The organism is Candidatus Phytoplasma prunorum (genome assembly GCF_036924415.2).
Taxonomy (GTDB): Bacteria; Bacillota_I; Bacilli_A; order Acholeplasmatales; family Acholeplasmataceae; genus Phytoplasma; species Phytoplasma prunorum.
In genome coordinates this window covers 1-26,409 of the sequence record NZ_JAZHCY020000010.1, presented here as the reverse complement: position 1 = coordinate 26,409, position 26,409 = coordinate 1, and the positions used below count along the sequence as shown (strand labels likewise).

The 26,409-nt window shown below is 19.8% G+C and carries 21 protein-coding genes; 18 read left to right on the top strand and 3 right to left on the bottom strand.

Features of this window, described 5'->3' with window-relative positions:
- A partial coding sequence (locus V9D86_RS01920) for a coiled-coil domain-containing protein (protein WP_334331113.1) occupies nt 1–1,083 on the top strand: 1,083 nt, incomplete at its 5' end.
- 195 nt (nt 1,084–1,278) lie between these two features.
- On the opposite strand, the gene V9D86_RS01915 is transcribed toward V9D86_RS01920, so the two are convergent.
- Together V9D86_RS01915 and V9D86_RS01910 are read right to left on the bottom strand one after the other, a co-directional pair.
- A complete protein-coding gene (locus V9D86_RS01915; RefSeq protein ID WP_334331112.1) occupies nt 1,279–2,487 on the bottom strand; it encodes an AAA family ATPase in 1,209 nt (402 codons plus the stop codon).
- A 464-nt stretch (nt 2,488–2,951) separates the two neighbouring features.
- The gene (locus V9D86_RS01910) at nt 2,952–3,626 is read right to left on the bottom strand and encodes an adenylate kinase (RefSeq protein WP_334331111.1); all 675 of its coding nucleotides are present in this window, start codon (nt 3,624–3,626) and stop codon (nt 2,952–2,954) included.
- A 410-nt stretch (nt 3,627–4,036) separates the two neighbouring features.
- Here V9D86_RS01910 and V9D86_RS01905 point away from each other — a divergent pair, with 410 nt between their 5' ends.
- From V9D86_RS01905 to V9D86_RS01845, 13 genes are all read left to right on the top strand, one after another.
- Nucleotides 4,037–4,651, top strand: a complete 615-nt coding sequence (locus V9D86_RS01905; protein WP_334331110.1) for a superoxide dismutase — start codon at nt 4,037–4,039, stop codon at nt 4,649–4,651.
- Nucleotides 4,652–4,698: 47 nt separating this feature from the next.
- The gene (locus V9D86_RS01900) at nt 4,699–5,127 is read left to right on the top strand and encodes a transcription antitermination protein NusB (protein WP_334331109.1); all 429 of its coding nucleotides are present in this window, start codon (nt 4,699–4,701) and stop codon (nt 5,125–5,127) included.
- Nucleotides 5,128–5,235: 108 nt separating this feature from the next.
- Nucleotides 5,236–6,432, top strand: coding sequence for a DEAD/DEAH box helicase (locus V9D86_RS01895; RefSeq protein WP_334331108.1), 1,197 nt, complete (start codon nt 5,236–5,238; stop codon nt 6,430–6,432).
- Entirely contained in the window at nt 6,425–7,279 is an 855-nt protein-coding gene (locus V9D86_RS01890) for a deoxyribonuclease IV (protein WP_334331107.1), read from the top strand. The genes V9D86_RS01895 and V9D86_RS01890 overlap by 8 nt, the downstream gene beginning before the upstream one ends.
- A 350-nt stretch (nt 7,280–7,629) precedes the next feature.
- Nucleotides 7,630–7,815 (top strand): hypothetical protein, encoded by a 186-nt coding sequence (locus V9D86_RS01885; protein WP_334331106.1) that lies wholly within the window; start codon nt 7,630–7,632, stop codon nt 7,813–7,815.
- 199 nt (nt 7,816–8,014) lie between these two features.
- Nucleotides 8,015–8,206 carry a hypothetical protein gene (locus V9D86_RS01880; protein WP_334331105.1) on the top strand — a complete coding sequence of 64 codons (192 nt, stop codon included), beginning with the start codon at nt 8,015–8,017 and terminating at the stop codon, nt 8,204–8,206.
- A 277-nt stretch (nt 8,207–8,483) separates the two neighbouring features.
- The gene (locus tag V9D86_RS01875; protein ID WP_334331104.1) at nt 8,484–9,830 is read left to right on the top strand and encodes a 2-hydroxycarboxylate transporter family protein; all 1,347 of its coding nucleotides are present in this window, start codon (nt 8,484–8,486) and stop codon (nt 9,828–9,830) included.
- 1,461 nt (nt 9,831–11,291) lie between these two features.
- Entirely contained in the window at nt 11,292–12,056 is a 765-nt protein-coding gene (locus tag V9D86_RS01870; RefSeq protein WP_334331103.1) for a hypothetical protein, read from the top strand.
- 376 nt (nt 12,057–12,432) lie between these two features.
- Nucleotides 12,433–14,541, top strand: coding sequence for a hypothetical protein (locus tag V9D86_RS01865; protein WP_334331102.1), 2,109 nt, complete (start codon nt 12,433–12,435; stop codon nt 14,539–14,541).
- A gap of 307 nt (nt 14,542–14,848) precedes the next feature.
- Complete coding sequence (locus tag V9D86_RS01860) at nt 14,849–16,348, top strand: carboxypeptidase M32 (protein ID WP_334331101.1); 1,500 nt, start codon at nt 14,849–14,851, stop codon at nt 16,346–16,348.
- 112 nt (nt 16,349–16,460) lie between these two features.
- Nucleotides 16,461–17,183, top strand: coding sequence for a Pr6Pr family membrane protein (locus V9D86_RS01855; protein WP_334331100.1), 723 nt, complete (start codon nt 16,461–16,463; stop codon nt 17,181–17,183).
- A gap of 244 nt (nt 17,184–17,427) precedes the next feature.
- Nucleotides 17,428–18,663 (top strand): replication-associated recombination protein A, encoded by a 1,236-nt coding sequence (locus V9D86_RS01850; protein ID WP_334331099.1) that lies wholly within the window; start codon nt 17,428–17,430, stop codon nt 18,661–18,663.
- A gap of 354 nt (nt 18,664–19,017) precedes the next feature.
- Nucleotides 19,018–19,500 (top strand): hypothetical protein, encoded by a 483-nt coding sequence (locus V9D86_RS01845; protein ID WP_334331098.1) that lies wholly within the window; start codon nt 19,018–19,020, stop codon nt 19,498–19,500.
- 1,098 nt (nt 19,501–20,598) lie between these two features.
- On the opposite strand, the gene V9D86_RS01840 is transcribed toward V9D86_RS01845, so the two are convergent.
- On the bottom strand, nt 20,599–21,387 hold the full coding sequence (locus tag V9D86_RS01840) for a Bax inhibitor-1/YccA family membrane protein (RefSeq protein WP_334331097.1): 789 nt from the start codon (nt 21,385–21,387) through the stop codon (nt 20,599–20,601).
- Between the two features lie 792 nt (nt 21,388–22,179).
- Here V9D86_RS01840 and V9D86_RS01835 point away from each other — a divergent pair.
- Genes V9D86_RS01835 through V9D86_RS01820 form a run of 4 tightly spaced genes read left to right on the top strand, consistent with a single transcriptional unit; the run spans nt 22,180 to nt 26,262 of the window.
- On the top strand, nt 22,180–23,247 hold the full coding sequence (locus V9D86_RS01835) for a metal ABC transporter solute-binding protein, Zn/Mn family (protein ID WP_334331096.1): 1,068 nt from the start codon (nt 22,180–22,182) through the stop codon (nt 23,245–23,247).
- Nucleotides 23,248–23,303: 56 nt separating this feature from the next.
- Nucleotides 23,304–24,050, top strand: coding sequence for a metal ABC transporter ATP-binding protein (locus V9D86_RS01830; protein ID WP_334331095.1), 747 nt, complete (start codon nt 23,304–23,306; stop codon nt 24,048–24,050).
- A gap of 1 nt (nt 24,051) precedes the next feature.
- Entirely contained in the window at nt 24,052–25,152 is a 1,101-nt protein-coding gene (locus tag V9D86_RS01825) for a metal ABC transporter permease (protein ID WP_334331094.1), read from the top strand.
- Nucleotides 25,153–25,164: 12 nt separating this feature from the next.
- Nucleotides 25,165–26,262 carry a metal ABC transporter permease gene (locus V9D86_RS01820; protein ID WP_334331093.1) on the top strand — a complete coding sequence of 366 codons (1,098 nt, stop codon included), beginning with the start codon at nt 25,165–25,167 and terminating at the stop codon, nt 26,260–26,262.
- Nucleotides 26,263–26,409 lie beyond the last annotated feature (147 nt).

Below are 26,409 nucleotides of genomic sequence, written 5' to 3'. Positions count from 1 at the left end.
ACTGAAATTAATAGTTTAACTAAAGATAAAGATAAAGAAATAACCAACTTAGAACAAGAAAAAACTAATTTACAAACTAAAATTAATAGTTTAAATGAAAGTTTAATACAAAAAGAACAAGAAAAATCTGATTTAAAAAAAATAACGGATAAATTAATTGAAGATAAAGATAAAGAAATAACTAAATTAGAAAAAAAAATAACAATTTTTTCGGATATGCCTGTAATTTCAGATGAACCTTATTTAGAATATAAAGATCAAAATGGAAATATCATTAGAGAATATAAATTTTTTGAAGATATGTTTCCAAAAGAAAAAGATAAGGAAGGTAGGATTAATTTCTTTCATAAAAAAGATTTTGTAGAACGTTTACGAAAAATTAAATTAAATCATTATCCTATTATTTGGACCGAAGGAATTGATAATTTTGGCGTTACAAGAAAAAACCAACAAAATAAAGATGTTTTTATATCTGACTATCGATTTATTTATACTAGTTTACCAAAAGGTAATGTTGATCAATTAATTAAAATGGACTTTAAACTTTCCAATGCAGAAAATGGAATTATTAACGATAGCATATCTTTTTCGAAAACAAAAAATAAGAGTATTGATTTAATGTCTTCAGAAGATATAGAAAAGAGTGTTTTTGAACATAGAAGAGTTTTTTGTATACGTTTGATGACAAAAAATTTAAAATTTGAATTTGATTGGTTACGATTTATATGTTATAATTTTAAAGATAAATTACCTAAAACAAGTGAAGCGTTAGAATTGTTATTATTAAAAAATTCAGAAAAAATAGAAAAAGTTAATAATTTGTTAAATCAAAATACAGAATATCCTAAATTTACGTTTCAAATTCACAATATTGATGATTCAGAAAAAATATATTTCACAATAGATTATGATAAAAAAAAATTTATTGATTTTCTAAAAAAAATAGATTTAAAAAAACAAGATCGTTTATATGATATTCGTGAATTCATTATTTATAATAATGAAAAAAAGTTTTATGATCCTTTCAATAAATATCATATTGAAATTCCTACAAAAATCAATAATACACAATATTTATTATAAAATCAAAATATAAAAAAATAATACTATTTATAGATACAAAATAAATTAAATATTTAATATTTTAAAATAAATAATTTATTTAATTAGAACGTTTTTGTCGTTTTTTTAGAAAAGAAAATAGATTTAAAAAAATATTATTTCAGATAATAAAAAATTTAATTATTTTATTATAGTATATTTGAATATTGAATTAAATTAAGATTTAGATGTTTTTTTTAAATCTTCTTTTTCGATAACTATTTTATAAGCTTTTTCTAAATCTTCTTTATTAATTTCGGGACGTAATTGTAGTTCTTCACCTTGTTTTCTATTTCGAGCAAAAATACTAACCGTAGTTTTTAATAAGTTTTCTAAAGTACGGTTGGTTTTTAGGTATTGTTTTGAATTATCTAATTGTTCTAATTTTTCATTAATATCTTCTAATAAATATTTTTTAGCTTCATCATTATAGGGGTTTTTACGTTTTTCAATCATAAATTCTAAGAATTGTTGGCGATCTTTTTTTGTTCCAGGATTAATTTCGATGTGATATGTAAAACGAGATTTAATGGCTTCATCAATTTGCCAATAATGATTAGTAGCACCAATAATGAAAATAGGTTTATCAGGATTGTTATTCATAGAGGTAATTTCCGTTTTGAATTGATTTACTATGTTAGCGGTTTCCTTGCCACCTTCTAAAAATGATAAATTAGTAAAAATGGTTTCACATTCATCTAAAAAAATAATAGCACCATTATTTTTTTCAGCTGCTTGGCGAGCATTTTCGAATAATTGTCTAACCATTTTTGGTGCAACACCTATATATTTTTGAGAAAACAGCGCACTGGAGACTTCAAAAAATGGTAAATTAGTTTCTTTGGCTACAGCTCTTGATAAAGTAGTTTTTCCTGTTCCTGGTATCCCATATAATAAAATACCTAAAGGTGGTTCAACTTTTCCAATATTTTGATAACTTTCTTTATTTTTAAGATAATGAATAAAACCATCTAAAGCTTCTATTTCTTCTTTAAAACCAATTAAATCTTTAAAATAAGGAAATTTTTGCGTATTCAAGGGGTTTAAAAAATCACTATATTTATTTTCTTCGGAGTAATCTCCTTCAGAAGGGGGAGTTTTAGTTATTTCAGGTTTGTTTGATAATTGTTTTATTATTTTTTCGATAGGAAAATTAAATTCTGTAGGCAATGATTGTGGATTAATTGGTTGGTTTTTGGCTTTGGTTGGAACTTCTGTTGTGAGAGAGGAATAGGGAGGATTTCCTCCTCCTGTAGTTTCTTTGTTAATATTTAGCCATAGACTATAAATTCCTAAAATTAAAAACACGAAAAATAGAATAACTAATAAAAAAAATATTATAAGACAAGTAGTTTTAATTTTTGATAAAGGTTTTTCTAACATCATGTTTTTTTAAAACTTTCTTAAACTTTAGATTTTTTATGATTACAATATTAATTGTATTTTAACTTAAAAAAAACCGAATGCAAGCAAAATGCTAAATGATGAAATTATAAAATCTCAATAGGATAAATTAATTTTTAATGAAAATAATTGAAATTTATTTTATAATAAAATTAAAATTGTCATTAAAATGTTAAATATATTTTTTATTTTGTATCAAAAATTGAATTAAACTTTAAATTTTACATAACTTGTAGATTAAAAAAATAAACAGTTTAGTTTTAATTTAAATATATTTAATTTTTATTTTTTAATGATTTAATTTTTCTAATTTACGCTTTTAAAATTAATTAAGCGTGAAATTATTCTTAAATTATTGTTAAAATATTTTTTAATTAAATAATTGTTTTCAAAATAAAAAAAAGGAACCTTAATCAGCTCTTTTTTAAATAATTATAAATTTTTTTTTAAAAAATTATTTTTACTTTTTTCATTTTAAATAAAATTAAATTTGTTACTTCTGCAATTGAAGTTTTCAGATTATCTACTTTAATTTCTAAAAAATGTGTTTTAGTTTGATTTTTAAAATATTTAACTAAAGGCAAGGTTTCTTTTTTATATACTTCTAAACGTTTTAAAAAAGTTTCTTTTTGATCATCTTTTCTTTGCACTAAAGGGTTTTGATCGTCATCACAAAACCATAAATTCCGCGGAATTTTTGTTTCGATATGATAAATTTTACCACATTTAGAACAAATTCGACGTCCAGTAATTCTTTTTTGTAAACATTCTTTAGAAGTATTTAAATAAATTACTGCGGTTAAATTAATTTTTTTAGTTTGAAAAAAATTTTTTAACATTTTTGCTTGAACTAAATTACGTGGAAAACCATCTAATAAAAATCCTTTTTTAAATTTTTCTTCGGATAAAAAATCTATAACCATTTTGTTAGTAATTTCATCCGGAACTAAAAGTCCTTTTAAAATATAAGTTTTAGCCAATTTTCCTAATTCAGTATTTTGACTGAAATTTTTACGAAACATATCTCCAGTAGAAATATTATAAAGTTTAAACATCTGAGAAAGAAGATTAGCCTGAGTTCCTTTTCCAGTTCCTGGAGCTCCTAATAATATTATTTTCAATTTCTTTCCTTCCTGAGAAAGAGTTAACTTATTTAAATTTAAGATAAATTTTAAGTTATGGTACATATTATTTCTGAAAATTTTTTAAAAAGCTTTAAATGATTAAAATTTAAATCAAAAATTATTTAAGTTTATTTTTTAATTTTTATATGATTAAAAAAATAATTCTAATCATTTTTTTATTCAAAACTATATTCAATTTTTTAACTATACTTAATATTTATAACATATAAAATAATTATTTTCAATCTAATTATTTTCAATCTAATTATAAAAAATAAAAATCATGTTATAATTACTTATATATGATATTTTAATTTTTGATGTATAAATATCATTTTATGTATAAATAATTTAAAAAAAGATTTTAATTTTAAAAAATATTTTTTGAAAGGAAAGTTAGTTGTTACGTGTCCAATTTTAAATTACCTAAATTATCTTATAATTATGATGCTTTAGAACCGTTTTTTGATTCTAAAACTATGGAAATTCATTATACTAAGCATCATCAGACTTATGTTGATAATCTAAATCAAGCTTTAAAAAATTATCCAAATTTAGATTATTCTTTAGAAGAAATGTTAACAGATTTAAATTTAGTTCCAACCGCTATTAGAACGGTTGTGCAAAATCATGGTGGTGGTCATTTTAATCATTCTTTTTTTTGGCAGATTTTAAAATTAAATTATCAAAAAACTCCGCAAAACGAATTAGCTAATTTAATTAATCACCATTTTGGATCTTTAGAAAATTTTAAAAATGAATTTAGTACTGCTGGCAAAAAACTTTTTGGTAGCGGTTGGGTTTGGTTATTATTAACTTTAGATCAAAAATTAATAATTACTACTACTGTTAATCAAAATACTCCTTTACATTTAGGAACTCCATTATTAGGTTTAGATGTATGGGAACACGCTTATTATTTAAGTTATCAAAATCGTCGTCATGATTATATTGAAGCTTTTTTTAGTGTTATCAATTGGTCTCAAGTTGAATATAATTTAACTTCAGTTTTAAAAAAATAAAAATTCCATCAATTGATTTAAATTAATAAAGGAATAATTATTTTGTTATGAAAAAACCAAGTTTAATCCGAATCGAAGTACTTATTTTATTATATCAATATGATTTTTATTTTCAGAATTTAAAATTTTTGAATTATAATACCAAACCTCAAAGTTTGGTTTTTTTTCAAAAAATTATTCCTAAAATAACTTTAATTGATGAAATTATTCAAAAAAATCTTTATAATTATCAATTAAAACGATTAAATAAAATAGATCAAGCTATTTTACGCTTAGCTACTTTTGAATTGTTGGAAAATAAGATTACAGCTTCAATTATTATTGATGAAGCGTTAGAATTAACTAAAAAATATTCGGAATTAGATGATGAAAAACAACATAAATTTAATAATAAAGTTTTAGATCAAATTTATCATAGTTTAAAGTCCCAAATAAATCATTTAGAATTTAAAAAAATTTCTGAAAACCATATCTAAAGTTTTTTTCTCTAATTTTTATTTAGAGATTTTTTTATCTTTAATTTAATTAAAAAAATTAAAAATGAAAATAAAAAAAGTTTTATTTTTAGAAAGAGTTGAGTTATTTTGAAAAATTACATTAAAGATAAATTAAAAAAATTAAATTTTCCTTTTTTAACTCCTATTCAAGAAGAAGTTTTTAAAAATTTTTCTCAACCTCATCATTTAATTGGTTTAGCACCAACTGGTACTGGTAAAACTCATGCTTATTTATTATCAATTTTAAGTCAAATTGATGTTAATCAAGCTTTAGTTCAAGCTGTAATCATTGTTCCGACGAATGAATTAGTTTTGCAAATTTTTAAAATGTTTCAAGCTATTCCGGAAAATATAGTTAAAGCGCAAATTTTTTATGGTGGCATGGATAAAAAAAGAACCAGTTTAAAATTAAAAAAACGTCAACCTCAAATTGTTATTGCTACACCTGAAAAATTATTTGAATATGCTATGTCTTTGGCGCAATTAAAAATTAATCGAACTCTTTTTTTTGTTTTAGATGAAGCTGATATGTTGTTAGATCAAAAATTTTTATCTTTTTTAAAACCTTTAATGATTACGAAATCAAAACCTAAAATAATGTTATTTTCTGCTACTTTTAAACCATTTTTAATTAACTTTGTTAAACAAAACTTTGGTTCCACTTTAGTAATTGATTTATCTAAAAATTATTTAAAAAATATTAAATATTATTTATTAAAAAGTAATGATAAATTAAAAACTTTATTAACTTTAACACAAAAATTAAAACCTTATTTGGCTTTAATTTTTGTTTCTCGTAAACAAGATCAATTACCGATTTTTGAAACTTTAAAAAATAATAATCTTAATGTTTTTAATTTTTCATCAGATTTATCAGTTAAACAAAGAAAACAAAGTTTAAAAGCTATTGAAAAGTTAAAATATCAATATATTATTACTAGTGATTTAGCTGCTCGTGGTCTAGATTTAGATATTTCTTTAGTGATTCATTATGATTTACCTTTACATTTGGAATTTTTTCAACATCGTTCTGGTCGGACTGGTCGTATGGGAAAATCAGGTGAAGTAATTACTATTTACAATGAATCAGAAATAAAAACAATTAATAAATTAAAAAGTCAACATTTTAATTTTCAACAAATGATTTTAACTTCAAAAGAAATTGAAATTCTTAAGCCTAAACCTGATCGTAATCGAAAATTACATTTAATTAAAACTCCTAGAAAAAAAAATAAAATTAGATCAATTCAAAAATATTCCCAAGGTAAGAAAAAAAATGCTTAAAATTGGTTGTTTTGTATCTTTAAAAAAGCCTGATATGTTTTATGGTGCGGTTCAAGCAGCTATTGCCTTTCAAGCTAATACTTTTATGGTTTATAGTGGTTCTCCAACTAATGTTCAACGTATGGCTTTAAATAATTTTAAAATTTTTGAAGCTTTAGCTTTGTTGAAAAAACACCAAATTAATTCCGAGGATTTAGTTGGACATGCACCTTATATTATTAATTTAGCTAATCCTAATCCAGTTAATCGGACTTTCGCGGTGGATTTTTTAACTCAAGAAATTATTCGTTTTAATGAAATGAAAATTAGTCAAATGGTATTACATCCTGGAAATGCTCTTCAACAAACTAAAACTACCGCTATTAAATTAATCGCTCAAGGTCTTAATCAGATTTTAAAAAATACCTCTCATTGTAAAACTAAAATTGCCTTAGAAACTATGGCTGGTAAAGGTACAGAAATTGGTCGAGAGTTTCAAGAATTAAAAGCTATTATTCAATTAATTAAAGATCAAAGTCGAATTTCTGTTTGTTTTGATACTTGTCATGTATTTGATGCGGGTTATGATATTAAAAATAATTTTTTACAAGTAATAGATTTTTTTGATCAAACTATTGGTTTGAAATATCTTTCTTGTTTTCATATTAATGATTCGAAAAATTGTTTAGGTAGTAGAAAAGATCGTCACCAAAATTTATGTTTAGGTCAAATTGGATTTAAGGCATTAATTGAAATTATTTATCATCCTTTATTTTTATCTTTACCAAAAATTTTAGAAACGCCTTATGTTGATGGTAAACCAATTTATAAACAAGAAATTAGTATTATTAAAAAAAAAATAATTTGAAACTCTCTAGGTTTTAAATTATTAAAGTTTATATATTATTATGATATTTTTATTTTTTGTTTATAAAAAAATAATATATTATATTTTATATTATTGTTTTATTAAAAACTATGACTTAAATTTTTTATTTTGATTAAATTCAATGATTATAATTCGAAAACTAATTAATTTAGTAAACAAGGTTAATTTTAAAAATAATTTTTATTTGAACTATAAAATTAATATTTATTATTATAACAGATAATAATTAGTTCTTCTAATTAATTAAATTATAAATAAATTTTATTTTATCAAGTTTTAAATTTAACAATTTGAGAAAGATTTAAAAATTAAAATTAAGGAAGTTATATATGATAAAAATAATTTTAGAAAAAATTTTGGCTTTAATCGGTTTGTTTTTTTTGTTATTTTTATTTTTTTTTTGGGTCGATGGTATTCATCCTTCTGAAATTTTTAAAACTGTAATTAATATTCCTAAACCTGAAATTTTTAATCAAGATTCTCAAAAAAATCAAAATGAATTACTAGCTACTTAAATTTCGTTTTTTTAATAAATTTAAGAACTAATTATAATAATCAAAAATATTATTTGAGATTAATAATTGATTGATATATTTATTTAAATAAACTTTTAGATATGATAATTTTCTTTTTAATTAAACTTAAATATTTTTTTTGATTTAAAAATTTTTTTTAACTCATTAAAATAAAAAATCTAGTTTTCGGGATTTAAAAATGAAAAAACAAACTAAAGAACAAAAAATTAGAAAAATGTTAAAAAGTGCTAATTTATTAACTTTAAAAATTGTAATTTTAAAAAATTTAAATACTAAAACCAAATATATTAAGACTAAAAATATTTTGTTTGTTAATCCTCAAGTTAAACATTTAGTTGTTCAAATTTTAGATCAACAAAAATTGGATTAATTTTTACAATTTTTTTTTTAAAAAATTAATATTTTGTGAGTTTATTTTATTTAATAAGTTATGAATTATTTTTTAATTTTTTAAAATTTATATATAAAATTTATTTTTAAACATTAAACATTATTAATTATAATTTGATGATAAAAGTTAAATATTGTTTTTTTTAAAAATTTAATGTTATCATATAATTATTAGTAAGATATTATTAATAATGTTTTATTAAAATTTAAATTTTAAAAAAAATTATTGTAAAATCGAAAAGGTGAAGAACTTAAAAATGAAAGAAAATAATAAATATAATATTTTTAGTTTTAAACCTTTATGTTTTTTAGGTTTAATATTTATTTGTGCTTTAAATGTTTATATGTTTAAAATAAATAATGTTTGGTTATATTTTTATCCATTTTTTACACCTTTATTATTATGTATGGTTTTAGGTATTTTTCTAAATTTTATTGGTAATATTATTCCTTTTTTAAATAAATTTGGACTAGGATTTTTGTTATGTGCTTTAGTTCCTTCATATTTAGTTTATAAGAAGATAATACAACCAGAATTAGTAGAATTATTTCACAAAGATTTTTTTAATGGAGGTATTAATTTTCCTAGATTTTTTATTATTTTAGTAATTTCAGGCAGTATTTTTAGTATTGATAATAAATTATTAAAAAAATCAATGAAGAAATTTATCCCTTTAACTTTAATTTCTGTTTTGGTTGCTTTTTTGTTGGTTGGTGGAATAGGTTATTTGATTAAATATTCAGTTCCAAGAGGTTTGATTTCTAAAGGTTCTTTTTTAGATTCTATTTTTTATGTTTTTGTTCCTTTAACTAATGGGGGATTTAATTTTGGTATTAATGGTCTTGCTAATGGTATTTATAAAGTAGCTAATAAATCAGCAAATAACTATACATTACGTTCATATTTAGCTGCTCCTTTAATTTTGACTCGTATTTTAGTAATTATTTTTGCAAGTTTATTATGTGCTTGTTTCAATAAAACAAAATTTAATGGTCAAGGTAAACTAGAATATATTAAAAATAAAAATAATTTTATAGATAATAATAAAAAAGTGTTTGAAATAAAAGATATTAGAATAGGATTGTTATTAACAATTGCTTTTTATATATTGAGCAATATATTAAGTATTTTACTTGCTAAATATGTAAAATTAGATGCTTTAATATATATGATAATTTTATTATTTATTTTTAAATTATTTAATTTAATACCTTTGAGTTTTCAAGGTAATTTGATTAAAACTGGTAAATTTATGAATACAAATTTTTCTGCTCCTATGTTAGCAGGTTTTAGTTTAACTACTGATTGGCAATTTTTATTAAATTCTTTGAAAGAATACAAAATGATTATGTTAGTTTTAACTTCTTTATTAGCGGTAATTTTAATTTCTCTTTTATTAGCGAAGAAATTTGGTTTTTATGCTTTAGAAGCTTCTTTAACTGCTGGTCTGGGTTCTCATAGTATTGGTAATTCTTCAGAGGTTGTAGGAGTTATAGCTATTAGTAAAAGGCCAGAATTATTACCTTTAATTAATATTAATGCTCGTATTATTGGACCAATTATTTTTGTTATTTCATCTTTAAGTTTTCAATATTTTTATTAATAACATTAATTAATAAAAGAAATTTTGATGGTTTTAAAATAATCATTATAAATTATTTTATTTATAAAAAATTTCTATTGATTTTTTAATTTTAAAAAATTAAATCATTAAAATAAAAGACTAGCAAAATCGCTAGTCTTTTTATTTTTTTTGATTTTATTTAATTTAAAATTTTAAAAAAGGTAGATTTTTTTAATCGCTTAGATATGATTGAAAGTAAAATATAATATTAAATTAGTAATAAAATTGGTTAATTTTATCTCTGTTGTTTAAAATTAAATACAAAAAATCGGAATTTTTATAATTTTGATATTGATTATTTATTTTTTTATTAATTTAAATTTCATTGTTTCTTATGGTTAATTTATTATCTCATAGCTATATTTTTTTATATTTGTTTTAGTTTATATTTTTAATTATATTTATATACCCTCTCTCATCTCTTTTTAATTAGTGAAATTTATAGAGTTTATCGCAAAGGAGATATTTTTTTACAACTTGATATAAGTTTGATTTCTTGAATAATATTTTTTTAGATCTTATTAACTTATTTAAGTGAATCGAATAATAAACTTTTAGTTTAGTGACTTTTTTAAGTCCTTCTGGTTTACATATAATTTCTATAATAACAATGTAAAGTTTACAAATTGCAAAATATTTTCTAACTTGTGTTCGTTTTTAAAAATTTTTTTATTGTTAGGTTATATATTATATTTTGATTCTTTTACTGGGTAAAGTTGTTGTCTTTCGTCTTTTTTAGGTCAGTTTATTAATTTATTTCAAAATTGATTTTTAATTTTCTATGAATATTATAAATTTATGTTTATTCTGAATTTCTTCTGCTTTTTTCTTCAATTCATTAATTGTATGATGTTTGGACTTCAATAAGCAGTTATTTTTAGGAAAATAAAAGTTACTCGAAATTACCAACTGATATTTTTAGGTGAAATGATCGTACTGAGGTAAATATTTTTTGATTGGAAAAAGTCTTCATTTTTGTAACTTAATTTTAATTAAGTTGATAATTTTAAATATCTCGAAATAAAATATATAAATATCCTAGAGTAACTATTATTAATTAATATTTTCATTTTACGGAATTATCTGAGGTAAATATTTTTCTTTTAATCCATTTTAATGCTCTACTATAATTATATATTATTTTCTTTTTAGAATTGCTAAAATTGAATTATTTTATTATTATTTTTGGGACAATTACAATTGTTTATTTATTTGTAATTTAGGTATTTTTTTATTAGCCTAAACTATTATAAACAAAATTAATTTATTATAAGTATAAGTATTAATATTGACTATAACAATTTTATTATTTTTTTCATTTTTATTTTTTTATTATAATAATTTTATACTTAAAAAATAAATTTTTTTATGATTATTTGTATTTTTAATTATTTAATTTTGAAAATAAAAATATATTTTATCAATTTGGAGGTATCAAAAATGATTTTAAATAAGTTTAAAAAAATATATTTTATTAATTTATTTTTAACTCTAATTAGTTTGATATTTTTATGTTTTAAGTTTTTTTCCCCAAAATTAAATGTTTTTAATTTTTATTCTAATTTACTTTTTTTATTAACTTGGACTTTAAATGATATAATTATTAATCAAAGATGTGATCAATTAAAAAAAAAATATACTTTTTTAGATTCTAAAAATATTTTTTTAAAAAGATATTTTATTAGTTGGGTTTTATTTTTACTAGGATTGAATTTTATAATTAAAATTGTTTTTTATTTTAAAGAAGAAAATAATTTTATAAAATTTATGGATCATATTATTATTTTTAATAATGTAAATATTGACTATATTATGTTTTTAGGTTCTATGTTGTTGATAATATTTTTAGTTTTATTAATGTTAATAATTTCTTTGATATTATATCTGTATAATAAATTAAAAATTTTTATTTTTTTAGATTGTTTAGAAAAAAAAGAATTATCCAAGATTATTTATCAAGATCATTATATTAATTTTTCAGAATTTAAAAAAAGACATTTTTTTGTTGTTAAAATGTATTTTTTAACTTTTTTTATCTTACCTTTTTTATTTTTGTTTATAATTTTTTTTATTAATCATGATTTAATTTTTAATAATTTTTTTTTAAAGTTTTATTATTCAATTGTGATATTACCTTCATTAATCGGCAATTTATTTAGTTGGATTAATTTTTATAAATTAGCTGTTCTTTTAGATGAAATTTAGTATTTTTTAAATATTTTTTCTATATTTACAGATATTCTCTTTAAATTAAATATTTTTGAAAAAAATATATTTAATTTAAAGATATTTTATCGAAAATTTTACCATTAGTAAGTTATGTTTATATTTTTATTTGAATATTATATTAAAAAAATAAAATAAATTTATTTTATTTTCGTTTTACTTGAATTTTTATTTTTTGTAACTATAATTAAAGAATATAATAAAAAAGTTTTATATTTATATATTTATATATTTATATATTTATATATTTATATATTTATATATTTATATATTTATATATTTATAAGAAATTTTTATTAAATAAAAAAAAAATAAAAAAAAAATTTCAAGAAAGAGAAAAGGACAAAAATATTTTATGTTAACGACTGATTTTAAAAATAAAAAAAATCAAAATATTTCATTTTTTATTATTTGTTTGTTATTTTTAACATTAGTATTTATTTCAAATGTATTTTCAACTGCATTATCACTTTCAGCAGCAACAAATACAGATGATAGTATTAATAAACCAGATTTTCAAGCACACGTTAAAAAAAATACTAATGATAAATTATATATTGGTCCTATAGAAATTAAGCAATTTGAAGATGGAAAATTAAAATTAACCGAAGCACAACAAGGCCAAATTAAAACAGCAATTTTAACAATGATAAAACTATCTGCAAATGATTTTACAACAATGGAATTTGTTTCGGAAATTGAAAAAATAGAAGACAAATTTAAAATTACATTAACATTGAGTGAAGCAAAGAAAAAAAATTTTTCAGGAGAATCATCAGTAACTTTCGAATTTGATAATGATCTTGGAAAACTTAAAGTAGCAGAAAAAGAAGCAGATGCAATTTATTTAACATATTCCGAATATGAAATATTAAACAACTATAAAGAAGAAGACGCAAAAGACGCAACTAAAAAAAATAAATATGACGCAGTTGTTGAACAAATTATTAACAAAATGAATTCATTAAATTCTTTAGCAACTTTATCTAAAGAACACTTGAAAATAACTGTTTTTCAAGAAGGCGAAAATAAAATAGTTAAATTAGAAAGTAAAGAAACTGGTGAAGGAAATAATAAATTTTCTCATTTTTCTAACAGTAAAACTATTAAATTAGAAGTTTCACCAAAAACGAAAGATTTAAAAGAATATCTTCAAGAAAATAATAATAATGATTTATATATTGGTCCTATAAAATATGCAACTTCAGCATTGGCGCAAGATGGTAAATATACATTAGATCAAAAACAACAAGAATCAATTGAAAAATTATTAAGTGCATTATTAACAAAAAAAACAAGTAAAGACAATTTTAAAATTACATTTCCGGCAAATACAGTAGCAGGAAGCGATGGACAAGTTTGGGTAGAAACAGTAAGACCAACAGATCCAATAGCACAAAAGAAATTATTTTTTTCAGACTCTAAAGTGATATTAACATATAATAATGATCTTAATAGACTTAGATTACCATCAGAAAGAATTAAAATAACACCAGAACAATTTCAAACAACGGAAAATTCAAAAATTAAAAAATCAAGTAAATATGAATTTTTATTTAAAGCTATTAAGGAATCAAATCCTTTAACAGAATTAAGTTTAAACGATATTAATATAAATCCTTTGAATACAGATAATAAAAAAATTAAAATGACAGGTAAATCAGTTGATAAAAGTTTACCAGAAGTTTTAAATTTTAAAAATAGTAGAATTGTTACATTAGATGTTAAAAAACCAAAAACAGAACAATCAGCAACAGAAAAACCAAAAACAGATTTAAAAAGATTAATTACAGACAAAAATCATGGAAGTTTTAAAATTTCTCCTTTAAAATTTGATTGTTTTGATAATAAAATAAATCAATGTACAATAAAAAGCGACAACTTTTCATCATGTTTAGACAAAATAGAAGATTTAAGAGGTAAATATTTTACTGAAATTCATTATGAAAATAAAATAGTTAACGTTAAAATAAAACCAGAAAATCAAAAAGAGTTTAATCAAGATTCAATAATATTAAATTTTGATAATAATCTTGAAGATCTTCGACTACCGACAGAAAAAATTAAATTAACACAACAACAATATTCAGAAATGAAAAATAATTATAATACAGATAGTAAAAAATATAATTTTATTTTTCAAGAAATTGAAAAATTAAATCCTATAGAGTTCTTTTCAGCAGAAGATTTTGTTATAGATATTGATGACGTACAAAAAGAAATTAATTTGAAAGGTAAAAAATTTCAAGATCCTGTTACACATAAAGAAATATTAAATTTCGAAAATTCAGCAATTGTTAAATTGGACGTTGAAAAAGTTCCAAATAAAGTAGACAATAAAACAGAAACAACACAAACAAAAAAAGAAACATCAGAAATATCTTGGTGGTTATATGGCGGAATTACTTTTGTTTTCGTTGCAATAGGTTTTATTGCTTTTAGAAGTTTTAAAAATAGACAATAATTATAATTTTTTAATATGAAAATAAGAATATAAATGTTTAAATTTATTTAAAATAATTAAAAAAAATTTAAATATTTAGTTCTTATTTTTTATTTACTTACATGATTTATTATTGATAAATTACTAATAATTTCTACAAAAATCATTTATTTTTTTAATTTATTATATATTTTATTAATTATATTTTAATTTTTATCAAAAAATAATACATAATATATATAAGAATGATTAATTTTTTTGATTAAATATTATTTTATTTTTTAATTTACAAAAAAATTAAGTTTCAATTTAATTTAAGGAGAAAAAAATGAATTTTTATTATCATAAATTAGAACAAAGATTTGAAGAAATTGGACGTTTAGATAATATTTTAAATTTATTAAGTTGGGATATTGCTTGTAATATGAAATCTGGTTCAGAAAATAGTCGAACTCAGGAAATTATTACTTTAAATAATATTATTCGTAAATTATTGATTTCTAAAGAAAATAAAAATTGGCTTTTAGAAGCTCAAAAAGAAATTCAAAATTTAGATGAATGGCAAAAAGTTAATTTAAAAGAAATAGCTTTAAAAATTAAAAATAAAGAAATTATTTCTGAAGAATTACAAAATAAATTAATTGAAGCAACTAATCAAGCTGATTTAATTTGGCGTCAAGCTAAAGCTAATAATGACTATGAATTATTTAAACCTTATTTAGCTAAAGTTATTGAATATACTAAGGAAATTGCTAAATTTCGTGCTAAATCTCTAGGAGGTTTGTCATTATATGATGCTTTAATTGATATTTATGATACTGGAACGACATCTAAAAGTATTAAAAAAACTTTTTCGGTTTTAAAAGAAAAATTACCTTTTTTAATTAAAGAAATTTTAAAAAAACAACAATTTAAAAAAAATTTATATCAAAAAATTTCTTTACCGATTGAACAACAAAAAAAAATTAATTATCAAATCATGAAAACTTTAGGCTTTGATACTAATAAAGGTCGTTTAGATGAATCTGTTCATCCTTTTTGTGGTGGTACTCCTCACGATGTTCGTTTAACTACTCATTATTCTTCAGATAATTTTTTAAATAGTTTTTATGCTACTATGCATGAAACAGGTCATGCTTTATATGAACAAAATTTACCTGAAAAATATAAAAATCAACCTGTTGGTGAAGCCCGAGGTTTTCAATTTCATGAAAGTCAATCTTTATTAATAGAAAAACAAGTTGGTAAGTCAAAAGAATTTATAACTTATTTAACTAATTTATTAAGTCAAAAATTTAATTTAAATGATGATTTGTTAAAAACTGAAAATTTATATTTGCAAGCTAATCAAGTTAAACCTGATTTTATTAGGATTTATTCTGATGAAGTTACTTATTGTTTACATATTATTTTACGTTTTGAAATTGAAGAATTATTAATAAATGATCAATTGTCTTTAGATGAATTACCAAATGTTTGGAATCAAAAAATGCAAGATTATTTAGGCATATTACCAAAAAATTTTACTGAAGGTTGTTTACAAGATGTTCATTGGTCTGCGGGTTATTTTGGTTATTTTCCAAGTTATGCTAACGGAATGATTATATCTTCCATGGTTATGAAAAAAATTAAAACTATTTATCCTAATATTAAAAATGATTTTGTTCAAGGAGAATTTAGTAATTTAAATCAATATTTAAATCAAAATTTTAGGAATTTCGGTTCTCTTTTTTCTAGTAAAGATATGTTATTTCAATTAACAGGCGAAACAGAAGTTAATCCGTATACTTTTTTAAAATATTTAGAAGATAAATATTTAGTTAATTAAAAATTAATATTTTTTAAAATTATTTGATGTTTTAAATAAAAATTTAATTTTATAATTTTTATATTTTAAGTTAATTTTTAAAAAAAATAATAAAGAAAGAAATTTAATTAATATGAAAAATCAATTTAAATTATTTTTTCAGAAATTTTTTAAACATCGTGCAGATAATGTTTTTAAAATATTATTTGCGTTAAATTTGATTTTAATAGTTTATATTATTTTCGGTATACAATTAAAAAATATTTGTTATAAATCATCTATTAAAGGTTCTCATGGATTTCAAGATTTATTTTATTATTTTACAAACCAAAGTAATATTTTAGTTTTAATTACGATGACTTTGTTTTTTACTTCTTTTAGGAAAAATCCAAAATTTTCTTATTTTTCTTTTATTGCTTTAACGAGTATTTTACTTACTTGCATTGTTAACCATATTATTGTTGATAAAGAAGAAATTAAAAATTTTAGTTTTTTTTCAAATACTAATCATTATCGTCATACTATAATTCCTATTTTATATACTATTTTTTATTTTTTTAAAAATATTCCTCCGATTTCAATTAAAAAATTTTATATTAGTTTGATTCATCCTTTAGTTTATTTTTATTTTTTTTTAATCAGAGGATTATTTAAACAAAATGCCGAATATCCTTATTCATTTATCGATCCTAATAAAAAAGGTGTTTTCAATATTGAAGGTGGCCAAGGCTATTTCTTTGTTTTATTAATTTCTATAATTTTAACTATTTTATTTTATTTTTATAATTATGTGTTAGCTTTTATTAAAAACCGATATTTTTCTTATGAAAATCAAGATTGTTTTTATAAAAAATAATTAATTGAAATTGAAAATAATAAAAAAATAACTAAAATTATAATTAGATTAAAATAAGTAATAATATTTTTTAATATTTTATTTTTAAAAGTAACTTTCATGAACAAATTATGATGAGCATTAAAATAATTTTATTAGAGAAAGTATATTTTTTATAACATTAAATATAAATGAAGTGATTATGATTCGATAAAATTAATTTATTATAATTTTTTTATGTTATTAAAAATAGAGGTAAATATTAATGCAACAACCGTTATCTTTTTTATTACGTCCAAAAACAATTGGTGATATTATTGGTCAAAGTCATATCATTAATAATAAAAATGGCATCATATCTCGAATGATTAAATATAAATATGCTAGTTCATTAATTTTTTATGGTGAGTCGGGTGTTGGAAAAAGCAGTATTGCTAGAGCTTTAGCAAATGACTTAAAATTAGAACATGTTGTTTTTAATGCAGAGATTGATAGAAAACAAGATTTAGAAAACATCATTAAAAAAGCAAAAAATATTGATCGTTTTATTATTATTATTGAAGAAGTTCATCGAATGAATAAAGATCGTCAAGATATTTTGTTAAAATATTTGGAAAATGGACATTTAATTATGTTTGCCTGTACAACTGAAAACCCATATTTTGTCATTAACCCAGCTGTACGATCACGAGCAAATATTATTAAATTAAATCGGATTACTGAAAATGAAATGTTAATAGGGTTAAAAAAATTAATTTATACAAAACAAATATCTTTAACAATTACTACCGAGTCTTTAAAATTAATTTGCCAATTAGCAAGTGGTGATTTAAGAATTGCAATTAATATTTTAGAATTATGTTTAAATCTGTATCCTAAGGAAAATATTACTTCTGAAATTATTACAAGTATTACTTCAACAGCAAACTTAGTTAATTTTTATGATGGTGATGAACATCATGATTTAAAATCAGCTTTACAAAAATCAATTCGTGGCAGTGATGTTAATGCGGCATTATATTATTTTGCACGATTATTAACAAGTGGTGATCATGAAGCTTTATTACGACGTATGTTAATTACTGCTTATGAAGATATTGGTTTAGCTAATCCAGCTATTGCAATTCGTGTTAAAACTGCTGTCGATAGTTTTCGTCAAATTGGTTTACCTGAAGGACGTATTCCTTTAGGATTAGCAATTGTTGAAATGTGTTTAAGTGAAAAATCAAACAGTGCTCATTTAGCAACCGAACAAGCTTATAAAGATGTTTTAAAAGGCAAAATTTATCCAATTCCGCATCATTTACGTGATAATAGTTATAAATCCGCTGTAAAATTAGGAAATGGTATAGGTTATCGATTTCCACATGCTTTTCAGAATGATTATATTAAACAACAATATTTACCAAAGGAAATGTTAGGTACTATTTATTATCATCCAAAATTACATAATATATTTGAAAAAAGAATTAATGATTTATATTATCGTTTTACAAAATAGTAGTATAAAATAATTGATAGAATACATATGTCTAATTACATTTTCTTGGGGGTTTATTTATTTTCTTAATGTTTTTTTGATTACTTTTGATTAATTTTTTAAAAAAAATTATTTAATTTAAAAAAAAAGATTTGGATTTTAAGAGTTTTAGGTTTATTATATAGAAATTGTTTTTAAGATTTTTTTATTTAAGTTTTCTTTATTATTTTTTAATATCTATTTTTGAGATTTTATTTTTTTATTTCATTTTTTTTAAATTTTTTTTTTTTTTATTAATTAATTTTTAAATTAATAAATTATGTATATAATATATTTAAGTTTAAATAAAAAAATTATTAAAAGAAAGAATATTTTATGAATAATTTAAAATTTAATTTTAAAAAATTAATTATTTTAATTATTAATTTTTTTTTAATATTTTTGATAAGTTTCAATAGTGTTAAAGCTAAATTAGAAAGTAATAATTTGTTAAATATAGAAGAAATAAAAATAAATGAAAAAGCAAAATTAGAAAAATTAAACGAAAAAGCAGAATTAGAAAAAATAAATGAAAAAGCAAAATTAGAAAAAATAAATGAAAAAGCAGAATTAGAAAAATTAAACGAAAAAGCAGAATTAGAAAAATTAAACGAAAAAGCAGAATTAGAAAAATTAAAACAAGATCAAAAATATAGACTTTTTATTTTAAAAAAAAGACAAGAAGGTAATTTTTTTCATAGAACACTTTATTTTTTCAAAGGTTTATATGATTTTTTGAAAGAGGATTTGAAAAGTAGTTTTTTCGGTATTTTAACTATTATTATAATTTTTTTAATGATAATATTTATTTTGATTTAAATTTTTTCGAATTATTCTTATATTTTACATTAATTTTATGATTTGATTATTAATTTTATTAATAAAAATATTTTTTTTCATAAAATTTTTATAATAAATTTAATAAAAATAAAAAAATATCGTTTTTAATTTCAAATAATTTATCCATAAAAAAACTATTTAGAATAAATATCAGAAATAAAAAATATTAGATATTTTATTTGATTATTTTTCTTTTTAAAAAAAGAATAATTTTATATTTTTATTATTAAAATTAAAAAATGTTTTTTTTAACTTTAATAATAAAATTTTATAATTAATATTATGGGGATTGTGAAAGATTCATAAATTATGATTTAATAATTTAACAAATTTTAAACATTTGTGATTAAAAATATATATAAAAACTATAAAATAATCCATATTTTCTGTTTATAAAGTAAAATAATTATAATATTTTATTTATAGTATTAAAATAAAAGTGGTTTGATGAAAAAAATACCGTTAAAAAATGAGATATTTTTCTAAAGATGAGAAAATAATAATAATTTATAATATCTTTAATATTTAAATATTTTTTTTATTATAATTAAAATTATCAATCACACTTCATCATAGATATAAGAATATTAAAAGTTAATGACTCTTTTTTTAACCTAGCTAGCTAAAAAAAATATATTATTATTATCTATTTTTTCATTTACTATTATTAAAAAAATATAATTAGCCATTTTTTTATCTTTACCTAAAAAAGAACAGATATGAATTTAGAGGAGTTTTGATTTTTCTAAAAATTACTGATTTTTTAAGTTAAATATTATTGACTTGATGGATTCAAATAAAAAAAATAGATAAAATATATTAAAAAATATATTTATCTATTTTTAACGGTTAATAAATTATATATATTACAATAAAGAAATTATGTTTTTTAAACATTTTATTATGAAAAATATTTTAAAAATTATTATTTTTGATATGTTTTATGAATAGGTTTTTAAAATTGTTGTTATTAATTTTTTATCTAATTTATAAATCTTATTTTTTAACATAATATTAAAATATTTTAAAATTATTTATTGTTGATATATATTACTTACTTACTTTTTTAAAAAAATATTATTCGCGTTTTTTAAATACTCCTAAATACATCATTAATTGTAGAATACGAATAAAAATATAAATAAGAGTTATTTGAAAACCTAAAGCTACTTTCCATTCGTAATCTTTTGAAATATTTTGTTCAACGATATAGTCGGCATATTGGAAATCCATCGCTAAACTTAAAGTACTGATAATAATAGCGATAATAGAAACTAATGCACCAAATAACGGACTAACTCCATTACCTAATATTCCTGTAAATAATATTATTAAGTCTAATATAAAAATTAAAATCATAGATGTTACAATAAAAGTAACAAATTTTTTATTTACTTTAATAATATTATTGTAAAAAGCTAAATTCATTATTATAAAAAGACATAAAACACTAAGGAAATCTATAGATATTAACATAAATACATTAGAATAGACTACATTTAAAAAACAAAATAAAGTACCGAAAAATATTCCTTCTAAAATTGAATATGTCGTTGCTATAAATTTTGTTGTTTGAACAGGTAAAAATCTAGAACTCATGATTAATAAAAAAGAAATTATTGGTAAAATATATAATATTAAAGTAATAATATTTGTATTTTCTTGTATTTTTAATTGGTTAGGTACGAATCTAGCACCATTAAAAAGAAAAAAAGTAATCATAGTTGATAAAATAGTAACTACTAAAAGCATTATAGTTTTTAAAGCAATACTTTTTCTTGAAACATTATTTTTATATGTTGAAATTATACTTTTTTTATTAACACAACCATTAACAACATCATTTAAAATTATGTTTTTATTCATCTAAAAAAACTCCTTTTTAAATTATTTTTTATTATTTATTAAGATTAAAGACTAAAATTTTTTTAATTTTTATAAAATTATTTTATTTATATTTATTTATAAAAATTATATATATATTATATATGAAAAAATTAAAATTTTATTTTAGTTACTATTATTCTAAAGATTTTTTTATTTTTTCTATAATAATTATATCTTTTTTTATCTTTTTTCTGATATAATATTTAATTTTAATTTTTCAATATTTTTAATTTAATTATATCTTTGATTAATAAATTATTATAATTAAATTATCTAGTTAATTTGTTCTTATTTTTTTGAAATTATCTTTATTTAAATTATAAAAAAAAATACAACTATTATTATAAATTATACAATTTATTAATTAATTGTCAAATTTTTTGATTTAAATTAAGCATAATATATTTTATTTTTTTTAAAAATAAAATATATTAAAATTTTATTATATAAATATTATTTTTATATTTATAATATCATTTTTTAGTAAATTATTTATTTTTATATATAATGATTATTTTTTAAATATCAGTTATAATAATATCATTAGATAATATTTATTTTTTTTATTATATTTAAAATTTAATTTTACTTTATTTTTGAGTATTTTTTGTTTAAAATTTTATTTTTTTATTTATATTTAATTGTTCTAATTTAACCTTATAATAATTAAAAAAAATAAAAATATTGATAAGTATTTTTGTTTAATAATAAAAAAATCAGAATTATAGTTTTAAAAAATAAGATATTAAAGGATAAAATTGTATTAATTAAATGGAATTAAAAACAAAGAAAATAATTTACTTAATTAATGTTTTATTATTAAGTACGGTTTTATTTGTAATTTTAAGTATTTTAACTTTTTTTGAAATTTTGAAAGAAAATAAAGACCATAGATATTCAAAAAAAATAGTTACTACTACTACTATGTTAGGTGATTTATCTAAAAATTTAATTCAAGGAGTTAGATTAAATGGTAATTTAAATGATTATTTCGAAGTTAAGACTTTAATGACAACAGGAGTTGATCCTCATAATTATCAAGCGAAATCAAGTGATTTAAGACATATTTTAAGCACTGATTTAATGGTTACTAATGGTCTTCATTTGGAAGCTCAAATGCAAAAAGCTTTTGAAACTTTATGTCAAGTTGACAAAAAAAATCATTCATGTTTATTTTTTTCAGCCGGAGAACATTTATTATTAAAAAATGAAAATGATATAATAAAAGGTAATAAAAGTGGTTATGCTGATCCTCATATTTGGTTTGATGTTGATTTATGGCGAGAAGTTTGTAAAGAATTAAAAGAATATATTAAAAAAATTATTGAACCTCAATATAAACGAGAAATTGAATCACAAATAGAAGAAAATTTTAATAAATATGATTTGAAATTAGAATATTTAAAAAAAAATATTATTAAAAAAATTAAGGAAACAAATTTTGATTTAAATGAAGTTTACATAATTACATCTCATGATGCTTTTTCTTATTTATGTTCTTTTTTAAATAAAATACAAAAAAAAGATAAAAAAACATTTATTTTAGAACCTATACAAGGAATTTCTACTCAAGATGAAGCTAGTGTTAGTCGTATTTTAGAATTGATTAATCTTATTAAAAAAAAAAATGTAAAAGCTATTTTTACTGAAAGTTCTGTTCCTGAAAATACTATTAAATCTTTAAAAGAAAATGCAGTAGATTGGGTTAAAATAGTAAGTCCTATTCAAGATAATAAAGAAAATATTTTATATTCTGATTCTTTAAATGAAGACAATGATTATATAAAAACATTTGAACATAATATAGACATTATTTTAAAATACTTAAAAAAAAAATAAAATTTTTTTTGAAAATATAATATTTTTTTATAAAAAAAGGTAAAAAATTAATTAATATGAAAAAAAATGTTATTGATATTAAAGATTTGACTGTTGCTTATGAATCAAAACCAGTTTTATGGGATATTGATTTAGAAATACCACAAGGTGTTTTAATGGGTATTGTAGGACCAAACGGTGCTGGAAAATCAACTTTATTGAAGACTATGTTAAATATAGTTCCTAAAATATCAGGAAAAATATTATTTAATGGTAAATCTTACAAACAAGTTTATAAAAAAATTTCTTATGTTCCACAAAGAAATTCAGTAGATTGGGATTTTCCGACAACTGTTTTAGATGTTGTTTTAATGGGACGTTATGGACATTTAGGATGGTTTAAAAGACCTGGTAAAAAAGATAAAGAAATTGCTTTAGATTGTCTTGAAAAAGTCTCAATGACTTTTTTAAAAGATCGTCAAATATCTGAACTTTCAGGTGGACAACAACAAAGAATATTTCTAGCTCGAGCTTTAGCACAAGAAGGTGATATTTATTTAATGGATGAACCTTTTCAAGGTGTAGATATTAAAACAGAAAAATCTATTATTGAAGTTTTAAAGTCTCTCCAAAAACAAGGAAAAACAGTAATTGTAGTTCATCATGATTTAGAAACAGTACCTATTTATTTTGATCATGTCACTTTAATCAATTTACAAAAAATAGCTAGTGGAACTATTGCTGAAAATTTTAATGATGAAAATATTCAAAAAACTTATGCTGAAACTAAATTTCAAAAAAAAGTAACTAAATTAGGTTTATAAAATGGGAATAAATATTATAAATATACATTCTTTGCGTTATATTTTGACAATACTTTTAGGTATTTCTTGTTTGTCTATAACGGCTGGTTTTTTAGGAGTATTTTTAGTTTTAAAAAAACAAGCTTTAGTTGGAGATGCTTTATCACATTCTTGTATTCCTGGAATTGTTATAATTTATTTAATTACAAAAGATTTTAATGATAAATATTTATTTTTAGGTTCTTTTATTGCTTCTTTTTTAGTTTTATTTTTAATTGAAATAATTAAAAAATATACAAAAAAAATTAAATATGACGCTATCTTAACTTTGCTTTTATCTTCTTTTTTTGGTTTAGGTAAAGTACTTTTATCATATGCTCAAATTCATGCGCCTGATACTAAAATTGCTCGTTTAGATAAGTTTTTTTTAGGTCAAGCAGCCTCAATATCACATCATCAAATTGAAAAAATCATAATTATTTTTATAATAGTATTGTTTATTATTACTATTTTTTGGAAAGAAATTAAATTATTTATTTTTAATGAAGAATATGCTACAATAATAGGGATTAAACCAAAAATAATGAATTTTATAATAAATTCTTTAACTATTTTGGTAGTTGTTGTTGGGTTACAAATTGTAGGGGTGATTTTAATTAGTTCTTTAATTATTGGTCCTGGGTTAATTGCTAGAAATTGGAGTAATCGTTTATCTTCGAATTTCTTAATTTCTGGTTTTTGTTCTATTATCGCAAGTATTTTAGGTGTTTTTATTAGTTCTTATAAATTTACTCATAATGATGTTAATATACCGACTGGACCTTCTATTACTTTAATTTTAAGTATTTTTGTTTTTTTATCTTTACTTTTGGCTCCAAAAAATGGTATTATTGAAAAAAAATATAGACATTACCAATATAAAAAAAAGATTGTTATTTTTAAACATTTAATTCATCTTTATACAAATAAAAATGATTTAAATAATTTAAATATTGAAAAAATTAATCCTTTATTTTTTGAACAAGGTTATTTGATTTTAGAAAAAAAAAATAAAATCCATTTTAGTATTAAGGGAAAAAAAATAGTAGAAGAATTAATAGAAGGAAGAGGAGGAGGAGGTTAATATAAAAAAAATATGTTGGACATAAGAATAATATATCCTTATTTTGCTATTGTTTCAACCTCTGTTGCTTGTTCTATTTTAGGTAGTTTTTTAATTTTGAAAAAAAAATCTATGTTAGTGGATGCAATTAGTCATAGTGTTTTATTAGGGATTGTTTTATCAGTTTTATATCAAAAAGATTTATCTTCGTCTTTACTTATTATAGGAGCTACTTTAACAGGTCTTTTAACTGCTTATTTATCGGAATTATTAAGTAATAATAAAAAAGTTAATGAAGATGCTTCAATTGGGATTGCTTTTTCTTTTTTATTTTCTATCGCAGTTATTATTATTGGTCTTAATATTTCAGGCATTAAAGAAGCACATGTGGATGTTGATGCTGCACTTCTAGGTGATCCTAATTTAGTAACTTTATCAAGAATTTTTAATATCTTATTAGTTTTAATTTTAAATATTATTTTTGTATTATTATGTTATAAAGAATTAAAAATTGCAAGTTTTGATAAAGCTTTAGCTGTTTCTTTAGGATTTTCTGTAGGATTGATTAATTATACTTTAATTACTTTAGTTTCTTTAACAGCTGTAGTTTCTTTTGATGCTGTTGGTTCTATTTTAGTAATTGCTTTAATGATTGGTCCAGCTTCAACTGCTCTTTTATTTACTAAAAATTTATTTCATAGTGTTTTGATATCTATATTAATAGCTTTTTTAAGTGCTCATATTGGTTATTGCTTATCTATTTTAACAGATTTACCGTTATCTGGTTTAACTGCTTTTATTGTTTTGGTTTTATTTTTGTTAGTTCTTTTTTTTGCACCTATTAATGGAATTATTTATAAAATATTTAATCATCGTTTTCAAAAAAACATTTTTTCGTCGGTTAATTTATTAATGCATATTCAAAATCATAACCAAAAACAAAAAAAAATCGATATTGAAAAAATTCCTTTAGATTTGAAATGGTCTTTGAAATTTTATAAAAAATGTCTTAAATTTTTATTTGAAAAAGAATATATTAAATTTAAAGACAATTGTATAATTTTAACTTCTAAAGGAAAAGAATTTTTATATAAAAAGAATGAAGAATTTGGAGTTATTATTAATAATTAATTTTTATATATATTATATTTTTTTTTTTTATAAATATAAAGAATAAGAGGTTTAAAAATTTATTTTGAAAATGAAATTAATAAATTTACGTAAAATAAATTTACAAAAAATAATAATAATTTCTCTTTTAATAACTTTATCTTTTGT